At 41.1% G+C, this 11,309-nt stretch carries 10 protein-coding genes and 4 tRNA genes; 9 read left to right on the top strand and 5 right to left on the bottom strand.

Translation table 11 applies throughout. The annotated features are described in order from the left end of the window. The 4 genes from IMPJCBKJ_RS08840 to IMPJCBKJ_RS08825 all read right to left on the bottom strand — a co-directional run. A partial coding sequence (locus tag IMPJCBKJ_RS08840) for a helix-turn-helix domain-containing protein (RefSeq protein WP_166339848.1) occupies positions 1-413 on the bottom strand: 413 nt, incomplete at its 3' end. Positions 414-889: 476 nt separating this feature from the next. Then, positions 890-3,046 (bottom strand): ATP-binding protein, encoded by a 2,157-nt coding sequence (locus IMPJCBKJ_RS08835; RefSeq protein ID WP_054554871.1) that lies wholly within the window; start codon positions 3,044-3,046, stop codon positions 890-892. 112 nt (positions 3,047-3,158) lie between these two features. Continuing rightward, positions 3,159-3,815 carry a response regulator transcription factor gene (locus IMPJCBKJ_RS08830; RefSeq protein ID WP_054554870.1) on the bottom strand — a complete coding sequence of 219 codons (657 nt, stop codon included), beginning with the start codon at positions 3,813-3,815 and terminating at the stop codon, positions 3,159-3,161. A 230-nt stretch (positions 3,816-4,045) separates the two neighbouring features. Then, entirely contained in the window at positions 4,046-4,417 is a 372-nt protein-coding gene (locus IMPJCBKJ_RS08825) for a histidine triad nucleotide-binding protein (RefSeq protein ID WP_054554869.1), read from the bottom strand. Between the two features lie 104 nt (positions 4,418-4,521). On the opposite strand from IMPJCBKJ_RS08825, the gene IMPJCBKJ_RS08820 reads away from it, so the two are divergent. Further along, positions 4,522-5,151, top strand: a complete 630-nt coding sequence (locus tag IMPJCBKJ_RS08820) for a DUF2057 domain-containing protein (protein WP_166339846.1) — start codon at positions 4,522-4,524, stop codon at positions 5,149-5,151. Positions 5,152-5,203: 52 nt separating this feature from the next. Here IMPJCBKJ_RS08820 and IMPJCBKJ_RS08815 read toward each other — a convergent pair whose 3' ends face one another. Next, positions 5,204-7,048, bottom strand: a complete 1,845-nt coding sequence (locus IMPJCBKJ_RS08815) for a M1 family metallopeptidase (protein WP_054554867.1) — start codon at positions 7,046-7,048, stop codon at positions 5,204-5,206. Positions 7,049-7,193: 145 nt separating this feature from the next. On the opposite strand from IMPJCBKJ_RS08815, the gene murB reads away from it, so the two are divergent. From murB to IMPJCBKJ_RS08775, 8 genes are all read left to right on the top strand, one after another. After that, positions 7,194-8,204: a UDP-N-acetylmuramate dehydrogenase gene (gene murB / locus IMPJCBKJ_RS08810; protein ID WP_166339844.1), complete on the top strand. Its 1,011-nt coding sequence runs from the start codon at positions 7,194-7,196 to the stop codon at positions 8,202-8,204. After that, entirely contained in the window at positions 8,201-9,193 is a 993-nt protein-coding gene (birA, locus tag IMPJCBKJ_RS08805; RefSeq protein WP_166339842.1) for a bifunctional biotin--[acetyl-CoA-carboxylase] ligase/biotin operon repressor BirA, read from the top strand. The genes murB and birA overlap by 4 nt, the downstream gene beginning before the upstream one ends. Next, positions 9,190-9,888, top strand: a complete 699-nt coding sequence (locus tag IMPJCBKJ_RS08800) for a type III pantothenate kinase (protein ID WP_166339840.1) — start codon at positions 9,190-9,192, stop codon at positions 9,886-9,888. The genes birA and IMPJCBKJ_RS08800 overlap by 4 nt, the downstream gene beginning before the upstream one ends. Positions 9,889-10,005: 117 nt before the next feature. Further along, positions 10,006-10,081 (top strand) — tRNA-Thr (locus IMPJCBKJ_RS08795). A gap of 40 nt (positions 10,082-10,121) precedes the next feature. Further along, positions 10,122-10,206 (top strand) — tRNA-Tyr (locus tag IMPJCBKJ_RS08790). 44 nt (positions 10,207-10,250) lie between these two features. Beyond that, a tRNA-Gly gene (locus IMPJCBKJ_RS08785) sits at positions 10,251-10,325 on the top strand. A 13-nt stretch (positions 10,326-10,338) separates the two neighbouring features. Beyond that, a tRNA-Thr gene (locus IMPJCBKJ_RS08780) sits at positions 10,339-10,414 on the top strand. Positions 10,415-10,550: 136 nt separating this feature from the next. Next, a partial coding sequence (locus tag IMPJCBKJ_RS08775; RefSeq protein WP_166339838.1) for an elongation factor Tu occupies positions 10,551-11,309 on the top strand: 759 nt, incomplete at its 3' end.

The raw sequence follows: 11,309 nt of genomic DNA, 5'->3' as shown, positions 1-11,309 counted from the left end.
CTTGTGATCCAACTAAAGCCAAGTTGCTTTAGAATTTTATAGACATGATTTAAGTGGTAATGAACACCAAATTCAGTATGAATGTAATGCACAATGTCTTCACCGGTAAGGCGGCCACCACGAAGTTCTGTATTCGTGCGCTTTATAAACTCAGATAGTTGTTCAAGTTGCCGCTGTTGTAATCTTGATGGACGTCCTTGAATAGGCTTATTGTCTAAACCATCAAGCCCATGCTCTAGGTAACTAGAAACCCATTTATTCACACTACTTCTTGCTGTGTTTAGACATTTTGCAATATCGGTTCTGCTATTCCCCTCATAAAATAATGACACTGCGAGCAATCGCATGCGTTTTCGTGCGTTTGGTTCTTTACGAGAAAGCGCTAAAAGCTGTTCAGATATGTTTGGATTCAATGTTATTAACCGGTGATTTTATATAGCCTATATTAGATCAGATATTTAAGCGGAATGGTATAACCAACTGAAATTGAAGATTAAAATTAAATGAGTTTGATAAGTAGGCACGCGAAAGCGTTTTTTTTTATGCCTGAAATTCAGGTTCAGAGCCGAAGGTCGTCGGTTCGCTCTCAAAATTCACAGCTCCCGCAACCAACTGAAATTGAAGATTAAAATTAATTGAGTTTGATAAGTAGGCACGCGAAAGCGTGTTTTTTTATGCCTGAAAAAGTAAGTCTTAAGTAATCATATCACAATCAGTTTGAAGCCGAATCGTGTTATTTGTAGGCTTTAGCCAAGGCGCTACTTTAGCGCCGAAAAACATTTCACGGCTAAAGTCGTTCCATGTTTTGATGTAGGCGTGAAATTTATTTCGCGCGTTATCTTTTGAATATTGCGCGATATAAAATCGCGCCTACAATGCTCGCTTACCGCTATGATAACTCACGCCTAGCATGCTTAAGGTAAGCTTGTAGACTTTCTTGCCAAAGTATTAGGGCTTCGGTTAATAGTTCTTTTAAGGGCTTGTTATCAAGTAACTTACGTTCGATGCGCTTCAGCTCTGTACCGTATCGATTAAACCCTAGCTGCAATGCTGTGCTTGCTTGACGGTGAATCAGTTTGATGCACTGCTCTTTATCATCATCTACAAGTTGTTGACAACGAATGAGTTTATTTCTAGCAGATAAAACAAACTCATTGTAAATCGATGATACCTCATCCTCGCTGAATGAGCTTATCAATGTAGCAGCTGCCGTTTCATCGTAAAGTGTATCTCGTAATTCCACCGCGATACTCGCAGATTGGTTTGTTTGTGAATCGCTCAGAGCTTGACGTAATTTCTGCTGCTTTATTGGTTTGCCTACAATATCTTTTATACCTAGTGATAAATACTCTTTTATTTCATCTGGACTGAGGCTAGCGGTAAATGCTAATACTGGCGTGCGTTGATTTAAATGGTCGATATTTTTTAGCTTTTTTAAGACTTCTTGCCCTGTTAAATCAGGCAAATTCATATCGAGTAATACCACATCAAAGTGATGTTTTTGCATCAGTTCAATCGCGCTATTGCCATCTTTTGCAAGTTTTATCTTGTGCTCATCATCAGCCATAAATTCGATGGCAATTTTCTGATTTAAATCGAGATCTTCAACTAATAACACGTCTAGGCCAGTAACATAATCCTTTGATTGGTGACGCTGTTCAACTAGGCTAAGCTCACCAATAGCAAGTGAAATATCAAAGCTGAAAGTACTGCCTTTTTTAAGCTCACTCTCTATGTTGAGTTTACTGCCTAACTTTTCGAGTAGCCGGCTGGTAATTGCTAAGCCAAGGCCTGTGCCTCCTTTCTCTTTACCTGCACTACTTTGCACGTATGGTTCAGTGAGGTAGGCTATTTCTTCATCTTCAATACCAGGGCCTGAGTCAATCACACTTACTCTAACTAGGTGGTCTAGTTGGCCTTCATTAAGAAGCTTCACATGAATCTTTACGGCTCCTTGGTCAGTAAACTTAATTGCGTTACCTACTAAGTTTATAATAACTTGCCTGAGTTTTTGTTGGTCGCAGTAATAACATGCCTGTTCTGGCAAATCATATATCAACTCAAACTTTAAGTGTTTTTGTTCTGCTAGGGGGCTGAGAAGTAGGCAAAGATTATTTAGCCAAGTTTTAAACTCAACATCCTCTTCATAAAGTGCTTCATCTCGTTGATCTAAGCTGGCGTAGTCGAGAACTTTATCTACTAATAAATTTAATGATTCAGCGGAGTTAATAATTGCTTCGCAATAAGGTTTATCACGGGGGTCACTCGATTGGTTCATGATCAACTGTGCACTACCTAAAATACCGTTTAACGGTGTGCGAATTTCATGACTAATAGTTGATAAGAACAAACCTCTTATTTCTAAATCTTTATGGGCTTTTTCGGTGAGTTGATTAAGGTTTTGCTCACGTCTTTCATTACATAGTAGTGCCATGCCTGTAGCATAGAACATTGGAGCTATTACGCCATTAATAAATAAAGTGAAACTAAACCAGTCTGCAGATAATAGGTTGGCGGTTGTAATATCTCCCATCATTAAAGTACGGCCAGTAAACACCGCTAGGATAATGCTGAGAATTAAAATATAAACAATACTGCCATTAGGGTAACTTTTACGGCCATTACGAATAAACAAAGCCAGTAAAAACAATGATTCAACAATATGTTGAAGGTCAGAAACCAATATTCGGCTGCGTAACTCTGCGCTGTCAGTAGCAAGGTAAATCATAGTGATAGCTAAAGCGACTGTGATCGAAACAAAGGTTTTAAAGCCAACGCATTTGGCATTCAAAAACTGACAAATTGCGAGTACATGGATGATTGAGGCACTAAACAGTAGAGTATTTGCAATGGCAACACTGGCAAGGTTATTAATATGGCCATGTAGTGCAAAACTCATTACTGATGCAAACATCACAAGTGGATAAAAAATATAGAGTAAGGTGCCCGGAGTCTTATTGTTGGTTCGCCAAGTAAGGTAATTAAGAAGGGTCATTACTGCCATCATGGCAGCGCTGGCGTAATATAAAGTAGCTGAGTCGAGCATTGTATTTCCAGTGTTTGGCAATCAGTTTGAGCATAAAGTCAATTACAGTGATTAGCAACCAGAAACAAAAACAGACGCAGTAGCGTCTGTTTTAACAAGTAGGGTATTTCGTTTAACGAATTTCGTCAGGAATGTTTTGCTGAGCCCAAGATAGTAACTCAATACGATTACGACACTTAGTTTTTCTAAATGCACTGTATAAGTGAGTTTTCACTGTATGCGGACTAATACTTAAATCTTCAGCTATTTCTTTGTTTTTCGAACCTTTACTCATTAATGAAATAATAGCTTTTTCACGTTTGGTAAGCTTAACTGGTTCGATATCACCGTCTGTTAATTTATGTAGTGCGTCTTTGTTAAACTGCAACATACGGTTAAGTGCATTACACATAATATCACGACGGTACCAGAGTTGGTCTTCAAGTAACAAACGAATGCCTTTCATTAGCACATCGGCGTTATCCGTGGTGTAAAATACACCTCTTATGCCACTTAGAAGAGCGCGATTAGCTAGTTCTGGGTTTTCATCTAGATTAAATAAAACAATATCGCATTTAATTCGTAGATTAACTAATTGCTCCTTTAGTTTTCCCCACGGATCTGTACTTGACGTTTCAATGAATAGCAATCGTGTGCCTTCAGGTACTTCAGAAATATCAGTACCAGTTGTCACAGTAAGTCCTTGTGTTTTTAACAATGGTTCTAATACATTTACACCAATCGTGTTAATCGGTTCTGGATCTAATAATAAAAAGGCTGAACTACTCATATTTATTCACTCTTGAAAAAAGTTGACAATTGCATCCTATCACGCAATCCACCCCTTTCGTATTAGAAATTTCTGAGACTTGTGCAGGAAAAGTACAGTTTGTGTCTATTTTGTGTCAAAAAATACAGCTAGTTAACTAATTGCAATACATTAACTAGCTGATCTGTCACTATTATAGACAAAAACAGTATCTTTGTTCTACCTTTTACATATTTTTACATACTAAAATATTAGAGATTGGTTTTTTTCTTGTCTTGATACGGAGGCCAGCCCATTGTTTTACCTGCCAGCATATGTAGGTGTATATGGTACACAGTTTGTCCGCCATGGTCATTACAGTTCATTACGACGCGAAAACCGTCTTCACTAAAGCCAAACTGTTTGGCAAGTTTGGCAGCAACCACATATAAATGACCGACTAAAGATGCATTTTCTTCTGTAACATCATTAATCGTCGCTATTGGTGTTTTTGGGATGATCAGCACATGAAAAGGGGCTTGTGGGTTAATATCTTTAAAAGCTAAAGACAACTCGTCTTCATATACAATATCAGCAGGGATCTCTCGGTTAATAATCTTTGTAAAAATAGTCTCTTGGCTCATACTTAGCTCTCTTATAAATGTGGTTAAATGACCGCCCACTAATGACAAACTTTATTTGCAGTGTCAAACTGAAACTGCCGTAAATTGAACAACAAGGAGTGAACATGCGTAAGTTAGTATTACTGAGTAGTGCGTTAATGCTATTAAATAGTTTAAGTAGTGTCGCTGAGACTATTCACTTTCCAGAAGAGTTTGTACCTTTACAAGTCGGAGAGCGACTTATTGAGCAGTCGTTTTTCAGTCGTGTTGACGATGTTGAACTTGCTCCTGGTACTTACCAAGTGAAGATGAAATATACCGATCTTTACGAGCAAGGTTATGATGACCACCAAGTTGTTGAGTCAGAGCCATTCTGGGTTGAGCTCACAGTAGAGAGCGGCAAAGACTATGACCTAGTGTTTAATCGTGCCAGTAATGCTGTTGCGGCAGAAGTGTTTGCTGAATCACCGCAAGTAAGCTTAAAAGCCAAGGGCAGTGAACTTGCTGTGCCACTATCGATAGTTAGCTATCGTGCATCTAGCGCGCCTGCACAAGCTGTAGCCAGTGCCCCAGTTGCTGCTACAAGTACAAGCAACAAGCCTGCGACTGCTGTCCCTGTCACATTGCCTGCAAAAGTACCCGGCGGACAAGCGGGTTTGAAAAATATGCCAAGTGCGGCTGCGATGCTTGAGTTTTGGTGGCAACAAGCAAGCCCAGAAGAGCGCCGTGCGTTCTTACAAAAAGTAAGTAACTAATAAAATAATTAAAAAAGGCGCTGATTGCAGCGCCTTTTTTGTGTTTGATGACTTACTTTGCAAATAAGTCGTCAACAGTACCTTGTGCAAGTGGGTGGTAACCCGGACGTGCTTTTAAGTACACATCATGCGCCCAGTCTTTTTTACCGTTTTTAATAAGTGCTTTATAGAGTGGCACAATTAATTTACGACGACCGATGCCTGATAGATGTTCATCAAGCGCTGGGTAAATTGGTTGATAACCATTACCTACCGCTAGCATAAACCATGCGAAAGCACGCTCAGCATTAGTTGACTGTGTAAGGTTGAATTGATTATCAAGCTCAGTCATTTTTTCAATGCTTAAATCGCGAGGTAGGTTATTCAAAAAGTGTAGCCACTCGTGAACTGACCAATCCGCTGTTGGTAACTGGGCTGCACTAATTTCGCCGTTTAACCATGTTTTGGTTACAGCATCAACTTTATCGAAAGCATCAGACGTTGGGTTAGGGGCATCGCTTGGTAAACCAGGCTCAAAGATCCACTCATTAACTTTATCCATGCTCACAACGCCTGGATATTTTTCGATCAAGTTAGCTTTTAAGTAAGTAACAAATTGCGCTGTTGTAAGAGACTTAAACGCAAATTGGTCAAAGTAACCCTTTACGAATGGGTCAAACTTATCACGGCCAAATTTGTTTTCTAGATAGATTAAGAAAAGCTGACCTTTAGTGTAAGGCACTGAGCTAAATGCATCATCAGGATCGCGGCCATTAAGCTTTAAGTTAAGGCGTGTATCTGGTGCTGGCAGAGTTTTAAGTAATGCGCGTAAGCCCGCTGCATCAAGCGCTTGTTCCATAACTGCACGGTCACGACCAAACACTTCTTCCATAATGCGGTTTTCAACGTAAGACGTGAAACCTTCGTTTAGCCATAAATCTTCCCAGGTTGCATTGGTTACTAAGTTACCAGACCAAGAGTGAGCAAGTTCGTGAGCAATTAGGTTTACTAAGCTTTTATCGCCAGCAACAACCGTTGGTGTAATGAATGATAAACGTGGGTTTTCCATGCCACCAAATGGGAAGCTTGGCGGTAGCATTAATAAGTCATAACGACCCCATGCGTATTCGCCATACATCGCGTTAGTTTTATCGATCATCGCTTGAGTGTCGTTAAACTCAGCAACTGATGCATCTAAAATTGTTGGCTCAGCAAAGATACCTGTTTGCTTAGACATAGCTTTAAATTCTAAATTACCTGCACCAATTGCGATTAAGTATGGCGAAATTGGTTGTGGCATATTAAATAGGTAATCGCCGTCTTTATAAAGTGCATCTTTGTTATCAGCACTCATTACCGCACGAATGTCTTTAGGAGTGTGAATACGTGCCGAGTAGGTTACACGCATTGCTGGCGTATCTTGTACTGGGATCCAACTACGAGCATGAATTGCTTGTGATTGGCTGTACATAAATGGGTGTGACTTACTGGCTGTTTGCTCTGGTGTTAACCACTGTAAACCTGAAGCTTCTGGGCGGCTGTTGTAGTAAATACGTGCTTTAACCGCTTGGCTTTTAAATTTAATTGTTAATTTTGAGCCCTTCACGTCATCACGTGCAGCAAGGGTGAAGTCAGCTTTGTGCCAGCTGCCTTTTTGATCTTGATACATTACTTTGTCGATATCTAAATCGCGAGTATCAAGCACCAGTGTTTTGCTTGTTGCATTGTGCCAATCTAGCGTGTGCTCAACAAAACCTTCTAGTTGTTTGTCATCAAAATCAACATCTAAATCTAGTAGTAGGTGAGTGGTTGTTACGTCATCTAAGTTTGCGTAAGTGTGCTGGCTGATTGCATCTGCAGTTGCTTGAGAGCAAGCACCGGCCATAGCAAGACTTAAAAGTAATGGTTTAAACTTCATAATAACCCTGGAACGGAAATGAAAAAGAGCCCGTTTTATAACATGATTAGTGCAGTGGGTTGAGTGATTTTTACAATCTAATGCGTATTTTGCGACGATAGGTTACACTAATGCGATTAGTTACCGGTAACCTTTGAGGCGTTTTGTGGCTCAGTCCCTGCAATCTTTTCATACCTTTTCTTTGCCAAGCCAATGCCAGCATTTTTATCAAATTGATGAAGTGAATCAGCTTTTAAGCACAGACTTTTCTGGGCCATTTTGTATTTTAGGTGAAGGCAGTAATACGGTGTTTTTATCTGACTACCAAGGTGCTGTGATCCACATGAATACGAAGGGCATCGACATAGAGCAGCAAAACGATGGCTTTTTATTACACATTGCAGCCGGAGAAAACTGGCACCAATTAGTTGCTATGGCTATTGCTAATGACATGCCTGGGCTTGAAAACCTTGCTTTAATACCTGGAACGGTTGGTGCTGCACCAGTGCAAAATATAGGTGCTTACGGTGTAGAACTTGAAAAGTTTGTGAGTTATGTCGACTACTTTGATATTGCAACCAAAACGATAAAGCGCTTAACTAAAGGCGAATGCCAATTTGGCTATCGTGACTCTATCTTCAAGCATGCACTGAAGAACAAAGCTGTAATCACCCAAGTAGGGCTGCTGTTACCTAAAAAATGGCAGCCAGTTCTGAGTTATGGACCATTGCAACAGCTTTCAGAACCCTCTCCACAGCAGGTATTTGAGCAAATCATCACGACCAGAAACAGTAAACTACCAAACCCCAGTGAACTTGCGAATGCAGGCAGTTTTTTCAAAAACCCAGTGATCAGGAATGAGCAACTTGCGTTACTTTTAAAAAGCTACCCAGAACTACCTCATTACTTTGTGGATGCTGAGCATCATAAAGTTGCGGCGGGGTGGTTGATTGAGCAAGCTGGGTTAAAAGGCTTTAAGGTCGCAGGTATTGAAGTGCATCAGCAGCAAGCGTTAGTGCTAGTAAACCACGGTAATAGTACAGGTGATGACTTAATTGCCATGGTAAAGCATGTACAACAACAGATTTGGCATAAATATCAGATTGCTTTACAGCATGAAGTACGCCTGATCAATGCTGAACATGAATGCCACATTGAATTGGGAGCTTCATCATGAAAGCGCCAGATGGAAATAAGCTCGCTATTTTACAAGCTCTAAATACCGGTGGTTTTATTTCTGGTCAGCAATTGGGCGAGCAGCTCGGTATTAGCCGTGCAGCAGTGGGTAAACATATTCACTCTTTGCAGGAGATGGGGCTCGATATATTTAAGGTTACGGGTAAAGGGTATTGCCTAAATAATAGTGTAGGCTTACTGAACAAAGATAAAATCGGTCTGCATTATAATGAATTAGGTGGCAGCACCGCGAATGTTGAAGTGCAGCCTATTATTGATTCAACCAACAGTGAATTAATGCGCCGTTTGCAAACAGAAGTATCACTGCCATCTGGCAGCGTATTAGTTGCAGAAATGCAGCAAGCGGGAAGAGGGCGCCGTGGGCGCGTTTGGCAATCTCCATTTGGTGCAAACTTATACTTTAGTTACTTTTGGCGTTTGGATGATGGTTTGCAAGCTGCTATGGGGGTATCTATTGCTGTTGGGCTTGCTGTTTACGATACGCTTAAAGCTTTATATCAATTGGATGTAGAGCTTAAGTGGCCAAATGATATCTACTTAAACCGTGAAAAATTAGCGGGTGTATTAGTTGAGCTTGATGGTCAGCCGCAGGGGCCTTGCCAGCTTGTAATAGGTATAGGTATCAATTTACATATGCCAGAAAGTGTTAGCCAACACATAGATCAAGCATGGACTGATTTAAGCCAGCATGTACAGGGATTAGATAAAAACAAGCTGGTGGCCTATTTGTGCTTTTATTTAGAAAAACGCTTAGCTCAGTATCAGCAATCAGGTTTAAACGATATGTATCTACAGTGGAATCAATTAAATGCATTTGCTGGTGAGTGTGTTGAGCTCAATACGGGTCATCGTAGCTGGCGTGGTATTTGTGAAGGAATTGATAACCAAGGTGGCGTGCGTATTCGCCAAGACGGCGAAGTGAAAAGTTATTATGGTGGTGAAATTTCATTACGTAAGGCTGAGCTATGAAATTATTAGTGGATGTTGGCAATACCGCAATTAAAGCCGTTTTGTTTGATGGTAAGGATTACCAAACCTGTGAACTCAGCAATTTACCTTGGTCACAAATAACAGAGCTGGTCTATGCGTGCGTGGGTAACACCGAGCTACTTAAACCGTTATTAGCACAGGCGCAGCAATATGCTGTTCCTTACTTTGAAGCAGAGGTGACCGCTAAACTCGCTACGTTAACCTGTGCATACCAGCAGTTTCAAAACCTAGGAATTGATCGCTGGCTCGCGGTAATAGCTGCGTATGTAGAATATCCCGAGCAAAACTGCATTATTATTGATGCCGGTACTGCAACGACAATTGATGTGCTAAACCAAGAAGGTGCGCATCTAGGTGGTTGGATCTTACCTGGCCTTGATTTAATGACCTCTTCACTTACCCAAAATACGCAACGTGTGTTTGATGATGAGCAAATCCCATTTACGACTGAGTTAGGCCGTAATACGCCAAATGGCCTAAAAAATGGTGCCATGGTTGCTACTCTAGGCGCAATCGAGCAGGCAAAAAAACACCTTAACCAACAGGATTGCCAGTTAATATTTGCTGGTGGTTATGGAAAGCTGTTAGCAGATACATATTTAGATGCTAAGTTTGACAGCTTGCTCGTATTTAAAGGACTGAATTATTGGCGTGAATTAGCTATAAAGCAGTAAAAATACGGCAATTTGCCTGAATAGTGAGCGTTTAACACATAAATTCACATTTTTTTTAATTTTATGGTTGCATCACAATAAACCTTACCTTAGAATCTCGCCCCGTACTAAAGCAGTGCCGACTTAGCTCAGTTGGTAGAGCAACTGACTTGTAATCAGTAGGTCATCCGTTCAACTCGGATAGTCGGCACCACTTTCCTTTTACCGGAAGTGACTTAGTAAAGAATTTTCGTGGAGGGGTTCCCGAGCGGCCAAAGGGATCAGACTGTAAATCTGACGGCTCAGCCTTCGCTGGTTCGAATCCAGCTCCCTCCACCACTTTATTCTTGACGGTTAGAGGTAGTTTAAGAACAGGTTCCTATGCGGGCATCGTATAATGGCTATTACCTCAGCCTTCCAAGCTGATGATGCGGGTTCGATTCCCGCTGCCCGCTCCAGACTTCTGGTGTTGCTGATATAGCTCAGTTGGTAGAGCGCACCCTTGGTAAGGGTGAGGTCGGCAGTTCAAATCTGCCTATCAGCACCAGTATCGAGAACTCATCTTAATTTCTTCCTTTATCTGTCAGAAAAAACTATTTGAAATTTGAAAAAATTAAATTAATCTACCCTCGGTGGATTATTTTCATATGTAATCTAGATACACAAAACTGATAGGTTCCGTCATGGCAAAAGAAAAGTTTGAACGCGTAAAACCGCACGTAAACGTTGGTACAATCGGCCACGTTGACCACGGTAAAACAACTCTAACAGCAGCAATCACTAACGTACTTGCAAAAGTATACGGTGGTGTAGCTAAAGACTTCGCATCAATCGATAACGCTCCAGAAGAGCGTGAGCGTGGTATCACAATCTCAACTTCACACGTTGAGTACGATACTCCAACTCGTCACTACGCACACGTAGACTGTCCAGGACACGCTGATTATGTTAAAAACATGATCACTGGTGCTGCTCAAATGGACGGCGCAATCCTAGTAGTTGCTGCGACTGACGGTCCTATGCCACAAACTCGTGAGCACATCCTACTTTCTCGTCAGGTTGGTGTACCTTACATCATCGTATTCATGAACAAATGTGACATGGTTGACGACGAAGAGCTACTTGAGCTAGTTGAGATGGAAGTTCGTGAACTTCTTTCTGAGTACGACTTCCCAGGTGATGACTTACCACTAATCCAAGGTTCAGCGCTTAAAGCGTTAGAAGGCGAGAAAGAGTGGGAAGACAAAATCGTTGAGCTTGCAGAAGCACTAGATTCTTACATCCCAGAGCCAGAGCGTGACATCGATAAGCCATTCATCATGCCTATCGAAGACGTATTCTCAATCCAAGGTCGTGGTACTGTTGTAACAGGCCGTGTTGAAGCTGGTATCATCAACGTGAATGACGAAGTTGAAATCGTAGGTATCAAAGAAACTACGAAG

Origin of the sequence: Pseudoalteromonas sp. MB47 (genome assembly GCF_011319765.1) — a bacterium.
GTDB classification, from domain to species: Bacteria; Pseudomonadota; Gammaproteobacteria; order Enterobacterales; family Alteromonadaceae; genus Pseudoalteromonas; species Pseudoalteromonas simplex.
This window is presented reverse-complemented; position numbering and strand designations above follow the sequence as displayed.